The sequence below is a fragment of the Mycobacterium sp. GA-1285 genome (assembly GCF_001499905.1).
Taxonomy (GTDB): Bacteria; Actinomycetota; Actinomycetes; order Mycobacteriales; family Mycobacteriaceae; genus Mycobacterium.
Genome location: NZ_LQIS01000020.1, coordinates 38,303 through 59,650 on the forward strand (window position 1 = coordinate 38,303; position 21,348 = coordinate 59,650).

The window sequence follows — 21,348 nt, forward strand, 5'->3', positions numbered from 1 at the left end:
TCGTATGCCTGCGAAATCAGATCCCGCCGAGCTGGGCGACGTCGAACCGCTCGCCGACAGCACCGCCCGCCAGGCGCGCCGCGTCGTCGCCGCGTACGCAAAAGACGCCGAAGAATGCCGGATGTTCCTCTCGATGCTCGGCATTGGGCCCTCGAAACTCGAGGCGTAAGTGTTTTCAGGGGACGGTCAATGGGCCGGCTCCGGCAGCGCCGATTTCGTGGTGGTGGCCAACCGCCTGCCAATCGACATGGAGCGATTGCCCGACGGCAGCACCACCTGGAAGAGAAGTCCGGGCGGACTGGTCACGGCCCTGGAGCCGTTGCTCCGCCGCCGACGCGGCGCGTGGATCGGCTGGCCCGGTGTACCCGACGCCGACGATGAGCCCATCCAGCAGGACGACATGACCCTGTGCCCGGTCAAGCTGTCCGCCGACGACGTCGCCAAGTACTACGAAGGTTTCTCGAACGCGACCCTGTGGCCGCTGTACCACGACGTGATCGTCAAGCCGATCTACCACCGCGAGTGGTGGGACACCTACGTGATGGTGAACCGGCGCTTTGCGGAGGCCACCGCCAAGCAAGCCGCGCAGGGCGCCACCGTCTGGGTCCAGGACTATCAATTGCAGCTGGTGCCCCGGATGCTGCGCACGCTGCGCCCGGACCTGACCATCGGATTTTTCCTACACATCCCGTTCCCGCCGGTCGAGTTGTTCATGCAGATGCCGTGGCGCACCGAGATCATCGAAGGCCTGCTCGGTGCCGATCTCGTCGGGTTCCATCTGCCCGGCGGTGCGCAGAACTTCCTCATCCTGGCCCGAAGGTTGCTCGGCGCCAACACATCCCGAGCGACCATCGGCGTCCGGTCGCGATTCGGTGAGGTCAATTTCGGCTCCCGCACCGTGAAGGTCGGCGCCTTCCCGATCTCGATCGACTCGGCGGCGCTCGACCAGCAGGCGCGATCCCGGTCGATCCGCCAGCGCGCCAAGGACATTCGCAAGGAGTTGGGCCACCCCCGCAAGATCCTTCTGGGCGTGGACCGACTGGACTACACGAAGGGCATCGACGTCCGGCTCAGGGCGTTGTCTGAACTGCTCGCCGAGGGCCGGGCCGACCGCGAAGACACCGTGCTCGTCCAGCTTGCGACACCCAGTCGGGAGCGGGTGGAGAGCTACATCCAGATGCGGCAGGACATCGAACGTCAGGTCGGCCACATCAACGGCGAATACGGTGAGGTCGGTCATCCGATCGTGCACTACCTGCACCGCCCGGTGCCACGCGAGGAGTTGATCGCCTATTTCGTGGCGGCCGATGTCATGCTGGTCACCCCGCTGCGCGACGGCATGAACCTCGTCGCCAAGGAGTACGTCGCGTGTCGAAGCGATCTGGGCGGCGCGTTGGTTCTCAGCGAGTTCACCGGTGCGGCAGCGGAATTACGCCAGGCCTACCTCGCCAATCCGCATCACCTCGAGGGCGTCAAGGAGGCCATCGAGGCCGCGCTGAACCAAGCACCCGAAGAGGGTAGGCGCCGCATGCGGGCGCTGCGCAGGCAGGTGCTCGCACACGACGTCGACCGCTGGGCGCGGGCGTTCCTCGATGCGCTGGCTTCGACGCGGTCGGCCGACCGGGAACCCGCTCCGTCTAGATCGGAGTGATGTACTGGATCAGCCACTTGCCGTCGACCTTCTGGTAGTCGACCCGCAACCGGCTGCCGTCGTAGACGGGTTTCTTGGACTTGTCGGTGACGGTGCGGTTCAAATACACCATCACGGAAGCTGATTCGCGGTGCGCGTCGAGCACGCCGACCCCAACGACGTGGGCTTGGCTGACCAACTGGCGTTCTCGCGCCTGCGGGATGATGTCCCTGTCCGCGCGGTCGCGGAACTCCTGGCGGTAACTCGGGGTGAGCATCGGGTAGACCTCGTTGAGCGTGCGCTCGACGGTCTGATAGTCGTAGCCGAAGACCTTGGGGATCTGCCGCTCCGCCAACGGGGCCAGTTCACTACGAGCGGCCTGCTCGCCGCGCTGCTCGACGCGGTTCCAGTAGAGCCAACCACCGACACCCGCCAGCGCGATGAATCCGGTTGCCAAAAGAACCGACAGTGCGCCGACGAGACGACGCGCCATCAGTTGCCTCCGTCGGGATACTTGAGGTCGTAGGCGGTCATGTGCCCGTTGTCGTCCTCGTGCACGATGACTCGCAATCGATACGGCTGGGACGGTTGGTTGTTGCCGTCCAGATCGGTCACGGTGACCCGTGCCGATACCAGGACGGCGGCGTTGTTGGCCACTTCGTCGATCTTCTCGAGCGCCGCACCGTTGATCACCGCTTCGGCGCTGGCGTTTGTACTCTGGAAGAGCAGCTTGAGGTTCTCGGTGTTGTTGCCTTCGGTCATCATCGCCCGTAGCGGACCGCTCGTGCTGTTGACGAAGCGGTCCACGCTGGCGTCGATGCTGTCCTGGTCATAGCTGAACATGTTGACCACGAGTTGAGATGCGGTGTCGACGAAGTGCTGTTGGCGTTCCTGGACAGCCTGCGCGTCGCGTTGCTGGACGACCATCACCGCGCTGACCGCGGCCAAGATGGCGACGGCCACCGCGGCCACCGACAGGAAAAGTGTCGCCACCAGCTTGCGGTTCGGCTGCCTACGCGGCGGTGGTCCGGCAGGCCTGGCCAGGCGGACGCGCACCGTCTTTGGCGGCTCGACGCTCACAGTTGCCGCGCGCTCACCGCCGGCCGGGCCGGCCGGGCGCGATGCCCGGCGACGTGCCGCCGGCCTCGGTGCGGTTGCCGTCGAAGCCGTGTCTTCCGTCATCACGCCTGCCTTGGAGCCAACATCAGATCAACCCAGTTTTCTGCAGGCGCCAGTTTGTCAGTACCGGCCGCGAGTACGCCACTTCCACCCTCGGGGTCGACGAACGTACCGTTCTGGTCGTAAGTGGCGATGCGCGGGCCCGTCCCCGGCCCCGACGCCATCGGCGGCGCTTCGGCCGGCAGTGGCGGTCCCGGCGCAGGCGGCGCAGGGGCCACACCAGCAGGCGGCGGTGCGGGCGCACCCGGTGGTGGCGGTGGCGTCCTGCCGTACGGCGGCACCACTTGGTCGGGTGGGGTGAAGAACGGCCACGCCGGCGGCAGGGTCGGTTGAACCTCGTTGGGTGGCGTGGGCAGCGGGAACGGCGCGTGCGGTGCGGGTCCAGCGCCCGGCGGAACCCCCGGCGGCAGGTGCACCGCAGGTGCGCCGGGGTCGGGGTCCACCTGCGGTGGAATGTAGGGAAACTTGTTCGGCGGAAGGATATTTCGCCCATCTTCGGGCGTATCGTCCTCCATCACATCCATGGGCGTGCCGAGCGGAACTGGCGGACCACGCCAGGGATTGTTGCCGATCGGGACATAACCGCGCGGGTCACGGCACAACTGGATCGTCGGTGCCCGCTTGCCCGGAAACTCCTGGCACGGGTAGTTCCGAGCACCGCGTACCACGGCGGGATCGTTCTGCGGTGTCTTGCAGTACAGATCCTTGGGCAGTTCCCGCAGAGACTCGTCGGCGGGAGATCTCATTTCGGTCGCGGGCACGAAGCCGGTCAAGCACGGCGGTGGATCCTGCAGGTGAATCTTGAAGTCGAGCTTGCCGCCTTCGTCGGCTGGCAGCCCGCCGCCGACCGTCAGCAGGGCAGCCATCAGCGCCGGGAACACCACCAGCGAATGTTCCAGCGACTTGCGATAAATGACGCCTATCCGCCCGAAGTTGGCCAGGTTGGCCGCCAACACGGGGAAGGACGGTCGGATTCCGGCGAACAACTCGTTGGCTTCGGCGGTCGCACCCGGCACGGTCTGCAATGTCGTCCGCAGCTGTGGATCGGCGTTGGCGACTTCGGTGGTGAGGCGGGCGAGTCCGTCCGCGAGAGAGCGGATGTCATCGCCACTGCGGATCTGCGCGTCGAGGAATGGACCCACCTGGTCGATCAGCTGTAACGTCTGCCCGTAGTTCGCGTTCGCCTCATCAATCAACAGCCGGGACGACTGGATCAGACGCGCGAGTTCGGGTCCCGATCCGTTGAACGCCTTGAACGTCTCGCGCAGTAGATCCTGGATTCTGCTGTCCCCAACGCTGTTCACGAGGTCTTCGGCCTCTTGCAGCAGTCCTGCGATGTCCTGGCCGATCGCGGTGCGGTCCAGCCCGATGTTGGATCCGTCCCGGAGTGTGGCGCTGGATGCATTTTCGGGCGGCACCAGGTCGATGTATTGCTCGCCGACGGCCGAAACGCTCTTGACCGTGGCCGATACGTTGTCGGGCACCGGTGTGCCGCTGTTGAGGCGCATCTTCGCGACGACGCTGTCGTCGGTGAGCCCGACCGACTCGACCCGGCCGATTGTCACACCGCGATAAGTGACGTTCGCGTTCTCGTAGAGTCCGCCCGCCGCAACGAAATTGGCGGTCACTCGGTAGGCGCCGATGCCCAGCGCGGCGGGCACCTTCAGATAGAAGATCGAGATCGCGCCGACGGTGAGCACGGTGACGACGGCGAATATCGACAATTGGATCCGGGTCAGGCGACTCAGCATCTATGGGCCCTCCCCGTGCTGTGTAGCCGTCCCCGGCGGGATCTCGAAGGGATCCGCGGCCTGACCTGACAGATTGGCCAAGGAGCCGGTCATGAAGTCAGGCGGGGTGATGATCTCGTGCATCCGCTTCATGTTGGGATCCAGGCCCCACGACGTCGTGAAGACGGACTCACCGGTACGGCGCAGTGTCACGTCGAACGTCGTGTACACGTTGAGGTAGTCGCCGCGAACCGCATTCTTCAGATACTTGTAGTGGAACGGGAACGTCGGCAGGAGTTCGAGGTCCTTGATGATGTAGTCGGCGTTGTCATTGAAAGCCTTGACCACCGGATACAGATCTCTGAAGTCCGCGGCGAAGTCATCCTTGGTCTGTTCGAGGATGCGTGAAGCCACAGTGGCGAACCGCTGCAGCGCGCCGAACGCGTCGACGATGTTGGCTCGGTTGTCGTTCAGGACCTTCAACGCCCCAGGGAGGCTGTCGAGCGTGCGCCCCAGCGAGTCCCTGCTGCTCGCAAGGATGCTCGAGAACCGGTTGATTCCCTCTGCCGCAGCGATGATCTCGCCCGTTTGGCGGTCGAGCGCACCCGTCAGCTCGCTCAGCCTGGGGATGAGGTCCGCGAAGGTGCCCTGCCGCCCGACGACCGCGTTGTAGGTCTCCTCGGTGATGTCCTGCAGTGCACCGAGATTTCCCTTGTTCACCACGACGCCGAGCGAGGACAACACTTCTTCTGTGGTCGGATACCGGCCGGTGCGATCCAGCGGAATGTGGGAGCCGTCCTTCAACTTGCCGACGCCGCGTACATCTTGCGGTTCGGCCAACTCGATGTGTTGCGAACCCAGTAGCGAGGTTTGGGCTACCTTCGCGGTTGCGTTCTCGGGAAGATCGACGTTGCCGTCCAACGCCAGCTCGACGGCGGCATAGAACGTGCCGTCGGAACGCTGTACCGCATCGATACCGGACACGCTGCCGACCGTGACGTCGTCGACCATGACCGGGGAGTTCTGCGGCAACGTTGCGACATCGGGCAATTCGACGGTGATCTTGTAAGACCCTGCGCCGTGCCCCGCGGTGCCCGGCATGTTGAGCGAGTTCAGCCCGCCGAACGAGCATCCGGCCAGCAGTGCGGCCAACGACGACAGCGCCAGCGTCCTCCGTATCACGGTGCACCTCCCGAAGGCAGCGGTGCCGGCATGGGCACTGGCGCCACGGGTTCGTTCGGTTCCGCGGCCGGCCCCGGTTCCGGCGCATCGCCGGATGGCCCACCGGCATGCGAGACCGGAGGCGTCGGCTGGCCTGGGCCCCCCTGTGAAGTGGGGAGCGTGGATTCCGCAGTGGGCGGCGCGAACAGGGAGCTGAGGTCCATATCAGCCGACACCTGCGGTGGTGTCACACCCGGTGCGTTCTGCCACTGCAGATACGGAACCGGAGTTTCGGCCTTGGCCTCCGTGGCAGGAGTGTCGTAGATGATTTGACCCTTGTACGCGGTGATGCTGTTGATCGGATGAAACAGCAGCGGTGGGAAGTTCATCGCGATCCGCTTGAACACCGGACCCATCCGTTGGCGGCAGATTTCGGTGCGCTTGTAGTTGTCGGGTGTCGGCGCGGCTTCGAAGGCGCCGCCGCAGATGAACTGCACGGGGTTGGCGAAGTTGGGCAACGTCAGGAGGCCGCCCACGGTTCCCTGAGCCGGGTTGTAGATGTTGTAGAAGTTCGACAACCCGTTGGGAGTTATATGCAGAACCTGTTCGATGTCCTCGCTGCGTTCGGTCAGGATGCTGGTGAAGTCGGTTAGCTTGTTGACTTGTTCGATCAGCGCACTGTTGCTCTCGTTGAGGAAGCCGCGTACGTCGGAGAGCGCCTGATTGAGTGTGCCGAGCGTGTTGTCGAGATCGACTGTGCTCTCCGCCAGTACTTGCGAGACCGAGGCGACATGGTCCGAGAACTGCACGATCTGCTCGTTGCTGTTCGAGAGCGCATTGACGAGAACCTGCAGGTTGCGAATCGTCCCGAACAGGTCCGTGCGCGAGTCGCCGAGCCGGCCCGCGGTCTGCGACAGCTCCCGCAAAGCCTGGCGGAACGTGTCTCCGTTGCCGTCGAAGGTGTCCGCGGCCTGGTTCACGAGTGCACTCAACGGACCCTGCGCGGAACCGGGTTTCGGTCCGAGCTGCGCACTCAGCTGCGTCAACTGCTCCTTCACTTCGTCCCACTCGACGGGCACCGCGGTACGGTCCAAGCCGATCTGGGCGCCGTCAGCAATCGTGGTGCCGCCCGTGTAGGCGGGCGTGAGCTGAACGAAACGGGCCGACACCAGGTTAGGCGCGATCACGAGTGCCTTCGCATCGGCGGGCACCTGTACGCCGTGGTCCAGCGTCATGGTGACCTTTACGTCGGTGGCTCGCGGTTCGATCGAGTCGATCGTCCCGACCGGCACTCCGACGATCCGGACGTCGTCTCCAGGATAGAGCCCGACCGCAGAGCTGAAATACGCCGTCAGCTTGTTTCCGACGCGCGTAGGCCACACCAGGAACACCCCCACCGCCAGCGTGATCACCAACAGGGCCGCCAGTGTCGGCCGCACCCATCGGCGGCGGGTCAGAGACGAGGTCGCTTGCGTCATGGGGACTTCGGCCTAATGATCAGGCGCTCCGAGATGTATCCGCGAAGATAGTCGGCAAGGCTGTCGGGCAACTTGCCTGGCTGGAAGTAGAAGTCCAGCAACACCTCTGCCAGCGGCGCGGGCGGCAGGCCGTAGAGGTTGATCTGGAAACCGGGCCCGGACCCGACCACCTCGCCGAGCGCGGTGGCATACGGGGGTAGTCGCTTGAGCGCCTCGTTGATGTGCTCGCGGCGCTCGAGCAGGTTGTCCAGGACCAGATTCAGCTTTTCGAGCGCGGGCCTGAACTCGCGCCGGTTGTCCGCGACGAATCCGGAGATCTGTTCGGACACATCGTCGATGCCCGCGATCAGGTTGCTCAGCGCCTGCCTCCGCTCATCCAGCGCGGCGAACAACATGTTGCCGTCGACGATCAGTTGGTTCACCTGACCCGCTCGCTGTGCCAGGGTGTCGGAAACCCGCTTGGCATGTGCCAGTAGCTGATCGAGCGCCTCGTCCCTCTTGTTCAGGCTGCGTGACAGGTTGGCGACGCCGTCGAGCGCACCGCGCAGATGAGGGGTGGCTTCTCGCAGCGATTCGGTGAGCGTCTGCAGTGCCTGCTCGAACCGCGGCTTGTCCAGTTCGCTGACATTCTGTCCCAGATCCTGCAGCGCCGTGTTGAGCGTGTACGGAGTGGTGGTGCGACTCAACGGGATCGACGTCGCCTCGCCGCTGCCTTGAGGCGTGACCGCCAGGGACTTCTCGCCAAGCACCGTGTCGGTCTTGATGGCCACCATCGTCTGGTCACCGACCCTGATGTCGCGATCGACGGTGAAGGTCACCTTGGCGGTGTCACCGGCCAACTCGACGCCCGTCACGTTCCCCACACTGATACCCGAGACGTTGACCTCGTTGCCCGGCGTGATCCCGCCCGCGTCTGAGAAGAACGCTTCGTACGGCTTGCCCTGCGGAAAGAACGGCAAGCTGGAGTATCCGAACGACACCAGCACGAGGCAGACAATCAGGAAGATCCCGAAGATCCCGGTGCGCAAGGGGTTCGAGTCGTCAGCTCTAGTCGACATTGGGTGCACACCTGCCCTTCGACGGGTCCGGGGGTCCGCCCAGCGGAATCAGAATGTCGCTGCCCGCGGGGCCGTTGATCTTCAGGCGCGTCGAGCAGTAGAAGATGTTGAAGAACGAACCGTATGCGCCGAGCGCGTTGAGCCGCAGATAATTCTCGGCCAGCGGCTCGATCACCTTGTTGACGTCGGCCTTACGCTCGTCGAGGCGCTGGGCCAGCGGACGGACGTTCTCGATGACGCCCTGAATCGGGCGCCGTGACTGAGTGAGCATGTCGGTCAGATTGTTCTCGGCCGAAGCCAACGGAGGGATGGCTCCGGCGATCGGATCTCGGCCTTGCGCAAGGCCGGTGATGAGCTTCTGGAGTTGATCGACGCTGGCGTTGAACTGTTCGCCCTTTTCGTCGACGGTGGCGAGCACGGTGTTCAGGTTATTGATGACATCGCCGATCAACTGGTCACGGGCCGCGAGGTTCTGGGTGAATGCGCTCGTCGTCGAGAGCAGATTCGACAGGGCGCCGCCCTCACCCTGCAACAGTTCGATCACCGCACTGCTGACCTCGTTGACCTTCTGCCCGTCGAGGCCTTTGAGTACCGGGCGCAGCCCACCGAGCAGGGCGTCGAGGTCCAGAGCCGGTTGCGTGTTCTGCAGGGGAATGGTGCTGCCTGCCGGCAGCTTGCGCAATTCACCGGGGCCCGAGGTGATCTCGAGATACCGGTCGCCGACCAGGTTCTCGTAGCGCACCACCGCGCGCGTCGACGTGTATAGCTGGTAACGCCGGTCGAGATCGAAGGCGACATCGACGGTGTTGTCGGGGTTGAGCTTCAGACCCTTCACGGTGCCGACGGGAACACCCGCGATCCGGACATCCTGACCGGCCTTGAGCCGCGATGCATCGGTGAACGTCGCGTGGTAACCCTTCTCCGACGTGAACCGGAACTCGCCGAAGACCACGACGAGCATGGCCGCGACCAACACCATCACCACGGTGAAGATGCTGACGTAGAGCAACGTCTTGTCGCCGCGCATTTATCCTCGGCTCCTCGCGCAAGCGCTCGTCATCAGAAGTCGTCCCTTTCCGCGAATGCCCCGTTGAACAACCACTGCAGCGTCGACGGAGCGTCGAACTGCAACTCGGTGTTCGGCTGGTAGGGCACATAGGCGTTATCGGTCACGAGGAAAGGTGAGCGGTACCAGGATCCGCCGAACTGCTTGCTCGGAACGTCCGGTAGGCCACGGCAATTCGGGCCGCCTGTTGCGTTGACGACCGGCAGGCTCTCCGGATATGTGTACGCCGGCGAACCGGGCAGGAAGTTCGATGCGACGAACAGGCCCGGCCGGATGCCGCCGATGACGGGGGCGAACCGGTCTATCGCCAGCGCAGTGCCCTTGAACAGGCAGCCGAACTCCGGCGAGTAATCAGCTGCCACCTTCAGCGGCGCCCGCAGGCGTTGAATGGCCGCAATGTAGTCGTTCTCCGCCGGTTCGAGGGTCGCGGTTCCGTTGTTGGCAAGGCCTGTCGCGGCCAGCAGGGTGGCGTTGAGGTTGCCCTGCTCATCGACGATCGTGTCGCTGATGGTGGGCGCGTTGTCGAGGATGCGCGCCAAGTCCGGACCGGCGTCACCGTAGATGTTGGCCACAACCGCGGTCTTCTGCAGATCCTGTTCCAGTGTCGGCAGCTTCGGGTTCAACTGCTGCAGGTAGTAGTTGAGGCCGGACAGCATCGCGCCGACATCTTCGCCATTGCCGCGCAGGCCCTCGGCGACTGCACTCAGCGTGGCGTTCAGGTTGATCGGATCGATCTTCTCCAGCACGTTGGTCAACGTCTGGAACAGCGTGTTGACCTCGAGTTGGACGTCCTTCGCAGCCACCGTGGCCCCTGGCTTCAGCTGCCCGACCGGCTCATCGGGCGGAAGGAACTCCACCGCCTTGGCACCGAAAACCGTTGTGCTGGCAATGCGTACGACCGCATTAGCCGGAATGAAGCGCATCTCGCCGCGGTCGATGGCCAGCGTCAACTTCGCCTCGTCACCGGCATATTCGATGGACTTCACTTCGCCGATCTGCACGCCCCGGTACTTGACCTTCGCGTCGCGCTCCATCACCAGACCGGCGCGCGGAGAGGTCACGGTCACCGAGTCCACCGGGGTGAACGCCGCCGTGTACGCCAAGTAGGTGAACACGGTGGCAGCCACGAGCAGGGCCGTGAGGATCGCAGCAGCGATCCTCACGTGGCTGCGGTTCGCCTCGGTGTCTGCCATCTTCTCCCCTATCCAGAGAGGTTGAAGTTGCCGGACGCACCGTAAACGGCGAGTGAGATGAACAGGGTGATGGTGACGACGACGATCAAGGAGGTCCGCACCGCTTGGCCGACCGCGATGCCGACGCCGACCGGTCCGCCGGAAGCGTTGTACCCGTAGTAGGTGTGCACCAGCATGACCGCGATCGCCATGACGATCGCCTGGAGGAAGGACCACAGCAGATCGGTGGGGACCAGGAAGGTGCTGAAGTAGTGGTCGTACAGCCCGGACGATTGGTTGTTGATGAACACCGTGGTGAATCGCGCGGCGAAGAAAGCGGCCAACACCGACAGTGAATACAGCGGGATGATCGCGACCATGCCGGCCATCAGGCGGGTCGAGACCAGATAGGACACCGAGTGCACCGCCATCGCTTCGACGGCGTCGATCTCCTCGGCCACCCGCATGGCCCCGAGTTGTGCGGTGGTGCCTGCGCCGATTGTGGCCGCCAGCGCGATGCCCGCGATCACCGGCGCGACGATGCGGACGTTGAGGAAGGCCGACAAGAAGCCGGTCAGCGCCTCGATGCCGATATTGCCCAGCGACGAGTAACCCTGCACTGCGATGACCCCGCCCGACGCGAGGGTCAGGAACGCCGCCACGCCGACGGTGCCACCGATCATCACCAGGGCGCCTGTGCCCATGGTCATCTCAGCGATGTTGCGGACCGTCTCCGTGCGGTACCGACGGACCGCGTTGGGCAGATAGCGAATCGTCTCGCCATAGAACAGAGCTTGTTCACCGATAGTGTCGACGGCTTTCGGGAAGCCGCTGAAGAAGCGGCGAAACCGGACAGTGACGTCGTAGCTCATCGGACGAGCACTCTCACGCCGATGGCGGTCATGATCACGTTGATCACGAACAAGCAGATGAAGGCATATACGACCGTTTCGTTGACCGCAATACCGACACCCTTGGGGCCACCTTGAACCGTCAAGCCGCGGTAGCACCCGACCAAGCCGGCCACGACTCCGAAAAGAAGAGCCTTGATCTCGGCCATGACGAGTTCACCGAGACCCGTCAGCACCGTCAGCCCGTTGATGAATGCGCCTGGGTTGACGCCTTGAAGGAAAACCGAGAACACGTAGCCACCTGACAACCCGATCAGGCAGACCAAACCGTTCAGCAGCAATGCGACGAACGTCGACGCCAGCACCCGGGGAACCACGAGCCGTTGGATCGGGTCGATGCCTAGCACGCGCATTGCGTCGATCTCCTCGCGGATGGTGCGCGCACCCAGGTCGGCGCAGATGGCGGTCGCGCCGGCGCCCGCCACCACCAGCACGGTCACCACCGGTCCGAGTTGGGTGATGGTCCCGAAAGCGGTGCCTGCGCCGGACAGGTCGGCGGCCCCGATTTCGCGAAGAAGGATGTTGAGGGTGAACGCGACCAGCACCGTGAACGGAATGGCGACCAACAAGGTCGGCACCAGCGACACGCGCGCGATCATCCAGGTCTGGTCCAGGAATTCCCGAAACTGGAATGGGCGGCGAAAGGTCTTGGCGAACGTGTCAAAGGACATCTCGACGAACCCGCCCACGGCCCGAGCCGGTGCCGCGAGCTGTTCGATCAACCTTTGCTCCGTTCTCGGGCGGCGGGATGTCCGACGCGTAGTCTTCGTGGCGAAGAGGCGAAATACATTGTCACCGCGGACTTCCCACCCCTCGGCTAAGCGTTGCTCTCGGTGAGCCGGATCATACTAACTAGAACACGTTCGGAGTGTCAAAGCTCTAAAAATGGAGTCATATTGTGATTTTTGCGCTGGTCAGAGCCGGTGTGACCCAGCTCATTCTAGAACGTGTTCTAGTACAGCTCAGCCGTAACGACCGAGACGGTCAGTCTTGCTGGTTCATCAGTCCGGTGGCCGAGAAACACTTCTGCGGATCGCGTCCAGCAAAGTACTCCTGAAGGGTTTCGGACAGCTTCGAAGGGTCCCAGGCATCGGATTCGGCGCTGAATTGCGCCTCGACCGTCGGCGCTGCCACCAGTGTCACCGTTGGACCATAGACGATGAAGAGCTGACCGTTGACCCCTTCGGCCGCCGGGGAGGCCAGGAAACGCACCAGGTTCACGACATGCTCGGGCGACAACGGGTCGATCTGGCCTTCCGCCAACTCCGGCGCTTCGCCGAACACGTCGGCGGTCATCGCGGTGCGGGCCCGGGGCGCGATGGCGTTGGCCCGCACGCCGTAGCGCTCCAGCGCCCGGGCCATCGACAGCGTCAACGCCGTGATCCCGGCCTTGGCGGCGCCGTAGTTGGCCTGCCCGACCGGTCCCACCAGCCCGGCTTCGGACGAGGTGTTGATGACCCGGCCGTAGACCTGGCCAGCCCCATCTGCCGCGTTCTCCTTCGCTTTCGCGCGCCAGTAGGTGGCGGCGTTGCGGGTCAGCAGGAAGTGCCCGCGCAGGTGCACGGCGATCACCGCATCCCAGTCCTCGTCGGACATGTTGAACAGCATGCGGTCGCGGGTGATGCCGGCGTTGTTGACGACGATGCCCAGGCCGCCGAGTCCGTCGGCCGTTTCCACCAGTTCGTCGGCAGTCGAGCGCTCGCTGATGTCCCCCGCCACCGCCACGCCCTTGGCGCCTGCCGCGGAGATCTCGTCCAGCACGTCGGACTTGTCGAGCGCGGCGGCGATGTCGTTCACGACGATGGTCGCTCCGGCCCGGGCCAGGCCGATGGCCTCGGCGCGTCCCAGCCCTGCCGCCGCGCCGGTCACCACCGCCACGCGGCCGGACAGGTCGTTGGGGTCTGTACTCATGCCACTCCTCGGATGGGTGGTACCCCCACGGATGCCCGCGTGGGTCGACAATTTATGAATACCTCTAGTCTCTGCGAAGCAACGCCGCTCTCGGGCACTCCGCGATGGACTGCTCGGCCAGATCCTCCTGGTCGGCGGGCACCGGGTCGAGCTTGACCACCGCGTAATCGTCGTCGTCGAGATCGAACAGGTCGGGCGCGATTCCCACGCAAACCGCGTTGCCCTCGCACCGGTCCCGGTCCACTTCCACCCTCATCACAACCTCCTCGCGGTCAAAGCTGCTCCGAGCCCAGTGTGGCACCGGCCTGGACCCCAAGACTAGAACGTGTTACAACCGGGAGTGAATCGGGGCTGGCTCCCGGTATGCCACTTCGTGCCTCTAGAGAAGTTAGGACAAGGCGATGCGGATCGGCTACACCCCAGAGCAGGAAGAGCTGCGCCGCGAGCTGCGCGCCTACTTCACCAAGCTGATGACGCCCGAGCGGGCCGAGGCGCTGGCCTCCAACGACGGCGAGATGGGCCGGGGCAACGTCTACCGCGAAACCGTCGCGCAGATGGGCAAGGACGGCTGGCTCACGTTGTCGTGGCCCAAGGAGTTCGGCGGCCAGGAGCGGCCTCCCATCGACGGGTTGATCTTCAACGACGAGGCCGCAATCGCCAACGTCCCGGTGCCGTTCCTGACGATCAACAGCGTGGCGCCGACGATCATGCACTTCGGCAGCGAGGAACAGAAGAAGTTCTTCCTGCCCAAGATCGCCGCCGGCGACCTGCACTTCTCGATCGGCTACTCGGAGCCCGGCGCCGGCACCGACCTGGCGTCGTTGCGCACCACCGCCGTTCGCGACGGCGACGAGTACGTGATCAACGGCCAGAAGATGTGGACGAGCCTGATCGCCTACGCCGATTACGTGTGGCTGGCCGCGCGCACCAATCCCGAGGCCAAGAAGCACCGCGGAATCTCGATGCTGATCGTTCCCACCACCGCGGAAGGTTTCTCCTGGACACCGGTGCACACCATGGCGGGGGTCGACACCAGCGCCACCTATTACTCCGACGTGCGGGTGCCCGTCAGCAATCTGGTCGGCGAGGAGAACGCCGGCTGGAAGCTGGTGACCAACCAGCTCAACCACGAGCGTGTCGCCCTGGTGTCGGCACAGCCGATCTTCCTGGCGCTCAACGGCGTTCGCGAGTGGGCGCAGAACACCAAGGATGTACACGGCCGCCGGCTGATCGACTCCGAGTGGGTGCAGCTCAACCTGGCCCGGGTGCACGCCAAGGCCGAGGTGCTCAAGCTGATCAACTGGGAACTGGCGTCCTCGGACGAGGCCGCGCCCTCTCCGGCGGACGCCTCGGCGGCCAAGGTGTTCGGCACCGAACTGGCGACCGAGGCCTACCGCCTGCTGATGGAGGTACTCGGCACATCGGCCACGCTGCGTTCGGGCACGCCGGGAGCCCTGCTGCGCGGACGGATCGAACGGATGCACCGCAGCTGCCTGATCCTGACGTTCGGCGGCGGGACCAACGAGATTCAGCGCGACATCATCGGCATGGTCGCGCTCGGCCTGCCCCGAGTGAATCGATAGGACTCGACATGGACTTCAAGACAACGGAAGCGTCCGAAGACCTCGGCGGACTGGTCCGCACCATCGTCGATTCGGTCGTGACGCCCGAACGCCAGCGCGAACTGGATGGCCTCGAGCAGAGGTTCGACCGTGCGCTGTGGGGCAAGCTGATCGAAGCCGACGTGCTCTCGGCCGCCGCTCCGGAGTCGGTGGGCGGCGGCGGATTCGGGGTGCTCGAACAGGTGGCCATCCTGGTCGCACTCGGCAGGCAGTTGTCCGCGGTGCCGTATCTGGAGTCGGTCGTGCTGGGCGCCGGAGCGCTGGCCGGGTTCGCCCCCGAGGCGCTGCGGCAGCAGTGGGCGGTGCCCGCCGTCAAGGGCGACAAGATCCTCACCGTCGCACTCGACGGCGAAATGGGACAGGGTCCGGTGCAGGCCCAATCGAGCGGCGACGGTTACCGGCTCACCGGCACTCGCACGCAGGTGCCCTACGGGCCGGTTGCCGACGCATTCCTGATCCCGGCCGAAACGGATTCGGGCGTCAGGGTCTTTCTGGTGGCGGCAGCGGACCCCGGCGTGACGGTCGAGTCGTTGAGCACCACCGGTCACGGCAGCGTCGGACATCTGGAGCTGCAGGGCACCGCGGTCGGCGACGGCCGCCTCGTCGGCGAGGGTGACGTCGTGTCGTGGTTGACCACGCGAGCCGCGCTGGGGTGCAGTGCTTTTCAACTAGGTGTGCTGGAACGCGCGCTGGAGCTCACCGCGGCGTACGCGCGCGAACGCGAGCAGTTCGACCGGCCGATCGGCAGCTTCCAGGCGGTGTCGTCGCGGCTGGCCGACGGCTACATCGACGTCAAGGCGCTCCGGTTGACCGTGACCCAGGCCGCCTGGCGGCTTTCCGAGGATCTTCCCGCTGATGTCGACGTCAGCACCGCCGCATTCTGGGCCGCCGACGCCGGCCACCGCGTCGCGCACACGACGGTGCACGTGCACGGCGGCGTCGGGATCGACATCGACCACCCCGTGCACCGGTATTTTCTGGCGGCCAAGCAGACCGAGTTCGCGGTCGGCGGCGCGACGGGTCAACTGCTGCGCATCGGTCGGGAGTTGGCCGATACGCCCGCGTGAGGTGAACAGGCTGCCCACGGTCGCGGAACTCTTGGCGCCGCTGATCGACGTCGACGACCGCGGAGTGCTCTTCGAGGACACGTTCACCACCTGGCGCGACCATCTGCAGTACGCGACGGCCGTCGCCGCCGCGTTGCGGGCGCGTCTCGATCCCGACCGGCCCCCTCACGTCGGAGTGCTGCTGCAGAACACGCCGTTCTTCTCCGCGGTCCTGGCCGCCGCGGGGCTGACCGGCATCGTGCCGGTCGGCCTCAACCCGGTCCGACGGGGTGCGGCGCTGCAGCGCGATATCGCGCATGCCGATTGTCAACTGGTGCTTGCAGATTCGGGATCACGAGACGTGACCGACGGCATCGACCATATCGACGTCGACTCACCGGAATGGGCGGACGAGGTGGCGGCCTTCGCCGATGAGCCGGTAACGGTGCGCGATGCCGAACCCGCGGACCTGTTCATGCTGATCTACACATCGGGCACGAGCGGTGATCCGAAGGCCGTCAAGTGCAGCCACGGCAAGGTTGCGGTGGCGGGTGTGACGATGAGGCAGCGGTTCGACCTCGGTCCCAGCGACGTCTGCTACGTGTCGATGCCCCTGTTCCACTCCAACGCGGTGTTGGTGGGCTGGGCGGTGGCGCTGGCGTCGGGCGCGTCGTTGGCGTTGCGCCGCAAGTTCTCCGCGTCGCAGTTTCTGCCCGACATCCGGCGCTTCGGGGCGACGTACGCGAACTACGTGGGCAAGCCGCTGTCGTACATCCTCGCGACACCCGAGCGGCCCGACGACGCGGACAATCCGTTGCGGGCGGTGTACGGCAACGAGGGTGCCCCCGCCGATGTCGAGCGGTTCGCAGAGCGGTTCGGCGCGGTGGTGATGGATGGATTCGGCTCGACGGAGGGTGGTATCGCGATCGCCGGCACGCCCGACACTCCGCCCGGCGCGTTGGGCCCGCTCCCGCCCGGCACCGAGATCGTCGATGTGGACACCGGCGAACCGTGTCCGCCCGGCGTGACCGGCGAGCTCGTCAACGTCTCGGACGCAGGGCGTTTCGAGGGTTACTACAACGACCCGGAGGCCGACGCCGAGCGGATGCGTGGTGACGTGTACCACAGTGGCGACCTGGCCTACCGCGACGAGAACGGCTTCGCGTACTTCGCGGGCCGCCTCGGCGACTGGATGCGCGTGGATGGCGAGAACCTCGGTTCGGCGCCGATCGAGCGGGTGCTGCTGCGGCACCCGGACGTGGTCGAAGTGGCGGTGTACGGGATACCGGCGCCGGATGTCGGCGACCAGGTGATGGCCGCACTCACGCTGGCCGACGGGGCAACCTTCGATGTCGAGGCCTTCCGCGAATTTCTCACTGCGCAGCCTGATCTCGGGCCCAAGCAGTGGCCGTCGTATGTGCGGATCAGCACGGCGCTGCCCCGCACGGAGACGTTCAAGGTGATCAAGCGGCAGTTGGCGGCCGAGGGCACAGAGTGCGCCGATCCGGTGTATCCGATGCCGCGATAACGCATACTTCGCGCCGAGCGCGGCGCCGTGTCACGCATTCCGCGAATTCGCGTGCGTCGAGCCCACGCTCGACCGGGAAGTCAATCGCCGCGGATGCCGTCGAGCCGGCGCGTGGCCTCGTCAAAGCCGGCCACCAGCTCCGCGATGATGTCGGCGACCGGGCGGATCTCGTTCATCCGGCCCACGATCTGGCCGACCGGCATCGCCACGGTGTCGGGGTTGTCCGACTCGTTCATGCGCTGATGCGCCTCGCTGACGAGGATGTTCTGCAGCGGCATCGGCAACGGCTCGGGTGCGTCGGGGGCGTCCCAGGCGTCCGTCCATTTCGTCTTGAGCAGACGGGCGGGTTTACCGGTGTAGATCCGTCGGCGCACGGTGTCGGCTGACGTCGCCCGCAGCAGCCCCTCCTGGATGGTGGAGATGCCGCCGGGTTTGCGGTGGCCGAGGTCGTACTCGGCGGCCGTCAAAAACGCCGAACCCATCCAGACACCCTGCGCGCCAAGGGCTAACGCCGCGGCCACCTGCCGACCCGTGCCGATCCCGCCGGCCGCCAACACCGGTGCCTTGCCGTCCAGCGCGTCGACGATCTCCGGCCAGAGCACCATCGAGCCGATCTCACCGGTGTGTCCACCGGCCTCATGTCCCTGCGCGACCACGATGTCGACGCCGTTGTCCACGTGGCGCTGAGCGTGTTTGGCGCTGCCGGCCAGGGCGGCGACCGGAACTCCGGCGGCGTGCACCTGGTCGATGACGTCCTTCGGTGGTGAGCCGAGCGCGTTGGCGATCAACTTGATCGGATGCTTGAGTGCGACCTCGACATGCGAGCGCGCCACGGAGTGCAGCCACCCGAGCACGCCCTCGTTGCGCGCCTCGTCCTCCGGTAGCGGTGGAACGCCGAGATCGGCAAGGGTCTTGTCGACGAAGTCGCGATGGCTCTGCGGGATCAACCTGTCGATGTCGACCGCCGTGCCCTCCTGGGGCACCTTGGCGGGCATCACCACGTCGACGCCGTAGGGCTTGCCGTCGGTGTTCTCGTCCATCCAGCACAGGACGTCTTCGAGATCGTCGGCCGAGTTGAACCGCACGCAGCCCAGCATGCCCAGGCCGCCCGCCTTGCTGACCGCCGCGGCGACCTTCTCCGACGGCGTGAAGACGAAGATCGGGTACTCGATGCCGAAGCGGTCACACAGCTCGGTGCGCATCATGCACCGGACCCCACGTGGTTGGCGTGCACGTCGTCGGCGGGCCGTTCCTCGGTGGTGTCCTTGGCCCAGCGGTAATCCGGCTTCCCGGCGGGCGTGCGATGAATCTCGTCGACCCACCAAACCTTGCGCGGCACTTTGTATCCCGCGATCTCACGCCGTACGAATGTGTCGAGCTCGGCCAGCGTCGGGTTGGTGCCCGGGCGCCGGTGGACGACCGCCGCGACACACTGGCCGTACCGCTCGTCGGGCACCCCGACCACGAGCGCGTCGAACACGTCGGGATGACCCTTGAGTGCGGCCTCGACCTCTTCGGGGTAGATCTTCTCGCCGCCGCTGTTGATGGATTGCGAGCCACGGCCGAGCATCGTCACAGTGCCGTCTTCTTCGACGGTCGCGTAGTCACCGGGGATCGCATAGCGAATCCCGTTGAACGTCTTGAACGTCTCGGCAGTCTTCTTCTCGTCTTTGTAGTACCCGACCGGGATGTTTCCCTTCTTCGCGATCAACCCGCGTACGCCCGATCCGGGCTTCACCTCGTTGCCGTTCTCGTCGAGAACGACGGTGCGGTGGTCAATCGTCACCCGCGGCCCGCCGGTGTGCGACTGCCCCTTGGCCACGATGCTGGTGCCGCCGAAACCCGTCTCGGAGGACCCGATCGAATCGGTGATCACCCGGTTGGGCAGCAGTTCGAGGAACTTCTCCTTGATGCTGGTCGAGAACAACGCGGCCGTGCTCGCGAGCAGGAACAGCGACGAGAGGTCGGGCTCTTGACCGGCGTCGTGCAGTTTGGTCAACGCGTCGAGCAGCGGGCGAGCCATCGCGTCGCCGGTGAAGAACAACAGGTTCACCTTGTGCTTCTCGATGGTCTGCCAGACCTCGTCGGCGTCGAATTCCGGTGCCAGCACCGTGGTTTGACCGGAGAACAGCGACATCCAGGTCGCCGATTGGGTGGCGCCGTGGATCATCGGCGGAATCGGGTAGCGGATCATCGGCGGGTTCTCCGCGGCGGCCTTCGCCAGGTCGTACTCGTCCTTGACGAACTCACCGGTGGCGAAGTCGGTGCCGCCGAACAACACCCGGTAGATGTCCTCGTGACGCCACATCACACCCTTGGGGAAACCGGTGGTGCCGCCGGTGTAGAGCAGGTAGATGTCGTCCTCGCTGCGCGGACCGAAATCGCGCTCGGGCGAACCCTGTTCGAGGGCGGAGTAGAACTCGACGCCGCCGTAGCGCTGGTATTCGTCGTCGCTGCCATCCTCGACCACCAGAACCGTCTTCACGGCGGGCGTCTCGGGTAGCACGTTCGCGACGCGGTCGGCATACCGGCGCTCGTGCACCAGCGCCACCATGTCGGAGTTCTCGAACAGGTACTTCAGCTCGCTCTCGACGTAGCGGAAGTTGACGTTGACCAGGATGGCGCCGGCCTTGACGATGCCCAGCATCGCAACGACGATCTCGTTGCGGTTGCGACAGTAGAGACCGACCTTGTCGTCCTTCTTGACGCCCTGGTCGATGAGGTAGTGGGCCAGACGGTTGGCCTGCTCCTCCAACTGGGCGTACGTCAACTGGTCGTCGCCGCAGATGAGGGCGACACGGTCTGGCACGGCGTCGATGGCGTGCTCGGCGAGATCGGCGATGTTCAGGGCCACGGGACCTAAACTAGAACGTGTTACATTTCCAGACAAGTCTGTGGCATCGACGCTGGAAGGCGAACCCCCGTGAGTGATCCCCAGAAGGGCCCCGACGCCCTCATTGAGCAGCGCGGACACACCCTGATCCTGACGCTGAACCGGCCCGAGGCGCGCAATGCGCTTTCGACCGAGATGCTCTCGATCATGGTCGAGGCCTGGGACCGCGTCGACGGCGATCCCGAGATCCGCAGCTGCATCCTCACCGGCGCCGGCGGCTACTTCTGTGCGGGTATGGATCTCAAGGCGGCGACGGCCAAGCCGCCGGGTGACTCGTTCTCCGACGGCAGCTACGACCCCTCGCGCATCGACGCGCTACTGAAGGGCCGGCGGCTGACCAAACCGCTGATCGCCGCCGTCGAGGGACCGGCCATCGCGGGCGGCACTGAGATCCTGCAGGGCACCGACATCCGCATCGCCGGCGAGAGTGCCAAGTTCGGCATCTCCGAGGCCAAGTGGAGCCTGTACCCGATGGGCGGCTCGGCGGTGCGACTGGTGCGCCAGATCCCCTACACCATCGCGTGCGATCTGCTGCTGACCGGACGGCACATCACCGCCACCGAGGCCAAGGAGTACGGGCTGATCGGTTACGTCGTTCCCGACGGCACCGCGCTGGACAAGGCGCTGGAGATAGCCGAGGTGATCAACAACAATGGGCCGCTGGCGGTGCAGGCGATCCTGAAGACCATCCGCGAGACCGAGGGCATGCACGAGAACGACGCGTTCAAGCCCGACACCGCCAACGGCATCCCGGTGTTCCTCAGCGAGGACGCCAAGGAGGGCCCGCGAGCGTTCAAGGAGAAGCGCGCCCCGAACTTCCAGATGAAATAGCTCGCGGCGTCGCCCCGCGCCCTCGCTCGTTTGTGAAACCTGCGACGGTTTCCGTCGGCATTGTCAACCGGTGAGTGCAACGTTTAGGCGGCGGCTTGGTCGAGGAGTGCGGCTAACCGCTGGGCCGGTGTG

20 protein-coding genes are annotated in these 21,348 nt (G+C 65.3%); 6 read left to right on the plus strand and 14 right to left on the minus strand.

Features of this window, described 5'->3' with window-relative positions:
- Positions 1-4: 4 nt before the first annotated feature.
- Together AU193_RS23135 and AU193_RS13070 are read left to right on the plus strand one after the other, a co-directional pair.
- Complete coding sequence (locus AU193_RS23135; RefSeq protein ID WP_156425197.1) at positions 5-169, plus strand: hypothetical protein; 165 nt, start codon at positions 5-7, stop codon at positions 167-169.
- Positions 170-1,651, plus strand: a complete 1,482-nt coding sequence (locus AU193_RS13070; protein ID WP_064422803.1) for a trehalose-6-phosphate synthase — start codon at positions 170-172, stop codon at positions 1,649-1,651.
- Here the strand turns inward: AU193_RS13070 and AU193_RS13075 are convergent.
- The 12 genes from AU193_RS13075 to AU193_RS13130 all read right to left on the minus strand — a co-directional run bounded on the left by AU193_RS13075 (position 1,638) and on the right by AU193_RS13130 (position 13,552).
- On the minus strand, positions 1,638-2,123 hold the full coding sequence (locus AU193_RS13075; protein ID WP_064422804.1) for a hypothetical protein: 486 nt from the start codon (positions 2,121-2,123) through the stop codon (positions 1,638-1,640). The genes AU193_RS13070 and AU193_RS13075 overlap by 14 nt on opposite strands.
- The gene (locus AU193_RS13080) at positions 2,123-2,812 is read right to left on the minus strand and encodes a hypothetical protein (RefSeq protein ID WP_064422805.1); all 690 of its coding nucleotides are present in this window, start codon (positions 2,810-2,812) and stop codon (positions 2,123-2,125) included. Before AU193_RS13080 ends, AU193_RS13075 begins: the two co-directional genes overlap by 1 nt.
- Complete coding sequence (locus AU193_RS13085; protein ID WP_064422806.1) at positions 2,812-4,560, minus strand: virulence factor Mce family protein; 1,749 nt, start codon at positions 4,558-4,560, stop codon at positions 2,812-2,814. Before AU193_RS13085 ends, AU193_RS13080 begins: the two co-directional genes overlap by 1 nt.
- A complete protein-coding gene (locus tag AU193_RS13090; protein ID WP_064422807.1) occupies positions 4,561-5,721 on the minus strand; it encodes an MCE family protein in 1,161 nt (386 codons plus the stop codon).
- Positions 5,718-7,178 carry an MCE family protein gene (locus AU193_RS13095; RefSeq protein WP_064422808.1) on the minus strand — a complete coding sequence of 487 codons (1,461 nt, stop codon included), beginning with the start codon at positions 7,176-7,178 and terminating at the stop codon, positions 5,718-5,720. The genes AU193_RS13090 and AU193_RS13095 overlap by 4 nt, the downstream gene beginning before the upstream one ends.
- On the minus strand, positions 7,175-8,236 hold the full coding sequence (locus tag AU193_RS13100) for an MCE family protein (RefSeq protein ID WP_064422809.1): 1,062 nt from the start codon (positions 8,234-8,236) through the stop codon (positions 7,175-7,177). Before AU193_RS13100 ends, AU193_RS13095 begins: the two co-directional genes overlap by 4 nt.
- Positions 8,226-9,263: an MCE family protein gene (locus AU193_RS13105; RefSeq protein ID WP_064422810.1), complete on the minus strand. Its 1,038-nt coding sequence runs from the start codon at positions 9,261-9,263 to the stop codon at positions 8,226-8,228. Before AU193_RS13105 ends, AU193_RS13100 begins: the two co-directional genes overlap by 11 nt.
- A gap of 32 nt (positions 9,264-9,295) precedes the next feature.
- Positions 9,296-10,495 carry an MCE family protein gene (locus AU193_RS13110; protein ID WP_064422811.1) on the minus strand — a complete coding sequence of 400 codons (1,200 nt, stop codon included), beginning with the start codon at positions 10,493-10,495 and terminating at the stop codon, positions 9,296-9,298.
- Between the two features lie 8 nt (positions 10,496-10,503).
- Positions 10,504-11,346 carry an ABC transporter permease gene (locus AU193_RS13115; RefSeq protein WP_064422812.1) on the minus strand — a complete coding sequence of 281 codons (843 nt, stop codon included), beginning with the start codon at positions 11,344-11,346 and terminating at the stop codon, positions 10,504-10,506.
- On the minus strand, positions 11,343-12,107 hold the full coding sequence (locus tag AU193_RS13120; RefSeq protein WP_064422813.1) for an ABC transporter permease: 765 nt from the start codon (positions 12,105-12,107) through the stop codon (positions 11,343-11,345). Before AU193_RS13120 ends, AU193_RS13115 begins: the two co-directional genes overlap by 4 nt.
- A gap of 262 nt (positions 12,108-12,369) precedes the next feature.
- The gene (locus AU193_RS13125; RefSeq protein WP_064422814.1) at positions 12,370-13,296 is read right to left on the minus strand and encodes a 3-oxoacyl-ACP reductase; all 927 of its coding nucleotides are present in this window, start codon (positions 13,294-13,296) and stop codon (positions 12,370-12,372) included.
- Positions 13,297-13,360: 64 nt separating this feature from the next.
- A complete protein-coding gene (locus AU193_RS13130; protein WP_064347982.1) occupies positions 13,361-13,552 on the minus strand; it encodes a ferredoxin in 192 nt (63 codons plus the stop codon).
- 145 nt (positions 13,553-13,697) lie between these two features.
- Between AU193_RS13130 and AU193_RS13135 the strand changes: the two genes are divergently transcribed.
- From AU193_RS13135 to fadD17, 3 genes are read left to right on the plus strand one after another with little or no spacing between them, the layout of a single operon-like run.
- The gene (locus AU193_RS13135; protein WP_064422815.1) at positions 13,698-14,879 is read left to right on the plus strand and encodes an acyl-CoA dehydrogenase family protein; all 1,182 of its coding nucleotides are present in this window, start codon (positions 13,698-13,700) and stop codon (positions 14,877-14,879) included.
- An 8-nt stretch (positions 14,880-14,887) separates the two neighbouring features.
- Positions 14,888-15,985, plus strand: a complete 1,098-nt coding sequence (locus AU193_RS13140; RefSeq protein WP_064422816.1) for an acyl-CoA dehydrogenase family protein — start codon at positions 14,888-14,890, stop codon at positions 15,983-15,985.
- A 1-nt stretch (position 15,986) separates the two neighbouring features.
- The gene (fadD17, locus tag AU193_RS13145) at positions 15,987-17,492 is read left to right on the plus strand and encodes a long-chain-fatty-acid--CoA ligase FadD17 (RefSeq protein ID WP_064422817.1); all 1,506 of its coding nucleotides are present in this window, start codon (positions 15,987-15,989) and stop codon (positions 17,490-17,492) included.
- An 80-nt stretch (positions 17,493-17,572) separates the two neighbouring features.
- On the opposite strand, the gene AU193_RS13150 is transcribed toward fadD17, so the two are convergent.
- The gene (locus AU193_RS13150) at positions 17,573-18,694 is read right to left on the minus strand and encodes a nitronate monooxygenase family protein (RefSeq protein WP_064422828.1); all 1,122 of its coding nucleotides are present in this window, start codon (positions 18,692-18,694) and stop codon (positions 17,573-17,575) included.
- Positions 18,694-20,346 carry an acyl-CoA synthetase gene (locus tag AU193_RS13155; RefSeq protein ID WP_064422818.1) on the minus strand — a complete coding sequence of 551 codons (1,653 nt, stop codon included), beginning with the start codon at positions 20,344-20,346 and terminating at the stop codon, positions 18,694-18,696. Before AU193_RS13155 ends, AU193_RS13150 begins: the two co-directional genes overlap by 1 nt.
- 69 nt (positions 20,347-20,415) lie before the next feature.
- Here AU193_RS13155 and AU193_RS13160 point away from each other — a divergent pair, with 69 nt between their 5' ends.
- Positions 20,416-21,216 (plus strand): crotonase/enoyl-CoA hydratase family protein, encoded by an 801-nt coding sequence (locus tag AU193_RS13160; RefSeq protein WP_064422819.1) that lies wholly within the window; start codon positions 20,416-20,418, stop codon positions 21,214-21,216.
- Positions 21,217-21,348 lie beyond the last annotated feature (132 nt).

Coding starts and splice junctions, on each gene's coding strand:
- AU193_RS13095 (WP_064422808.1), bottom strand. CDS start 7,178: ATGACGCAAGCGACCTCGTCTCTGACCCGCCGCCGATGGGTGCGGCCG.
- AU193_RS13135 (WP_064422815.1), top strand. CDS start 13,698: ATGCGGATCGGCTACACCCCAGAGCAGGAAGAGCTGCGCCGCGAGCTG.
- AU193_RS13125 (WP_064422814.1), bottom strand. CDS start 13,296: ATGAGTACAGACCCCAACGACCTGTCCGGCCGCGTGGCGGTGGTGACC.
- AU193_RS23135 (WP_156425197.1), top strand. CDS start 5: ATGCCTGCGAAATCAGATCCCGCCGAGCTGGGCGACGTCGAACCGCTC.
- AU193_RS13105 (WP_064422810.1), bottom strand. CDS start 9,263: ATGCGCGGCGACAAGACGTTGCTCTACGTCAGCATCTTCACCGTGGTG.
- AU193_RS13130 (WP_064347982.1), bottom strand. CDS start 13,552: ATGAGGGTGGAAGTGGACCGGGACCGGTGCGAGGGCAACGCGGTTTGC.
- AU193_RS13140 (WP_064422816.1), top strand. CDS start 14,888: ATGGACTTCAAGACAACGGAAGCGTCCGAAGACCTCGGCGGACTGGTC.
- AU193_RS13150 (WP_064422828.1), bottom strand. CDS start 18,694: ATGCGCACCGAGCTGTGTGACCGCTTCGGCATCGAGTACCCGATCTTC.
- AU193_RS13080 (WP_064422805.1), bottom strand. CDS start 2,812: ATGACGGAAGACACGGCTTCGACGGCAACCGCACCGAGGCCGGCGGCA.
- AU193_RS13100 (WP_064422809.1), bottom strand. CDS start 8,236: ATGTCGACTAGAGCTGACGACTCGAACCCCTTGCGCACCGGGATCTTC.
- AU193_RS13110 (WP_064422811.1), bottom strand. CDS start 10,495: ATGGCAGACACCGAGGCGAACCGCAGCCACGTGAGGATCGCTGCTGCG.
- AU193_RS13115 (WP_064422812.1), bottom strand. CDS start 11,346: ATGAGCTACGACGTCACTGTCCGGTTTCGCCGCTTCTTCAGCGGCTTC.
- AU193_RS13075 (WP_064422804.1), bottom strand. CDS start 2,123: ATGGCGCGTCGTCTCGTCGGCGCACTGTCGGTTCTTTTGGCAACCGGA.
- AU193_RS13085 (WP_064422806.1), bottom strand. CDS start 4,560: ATGCTGAGTCGCCTGACCCGGATCCAATTGTCGATATTCGCCGTCGTC.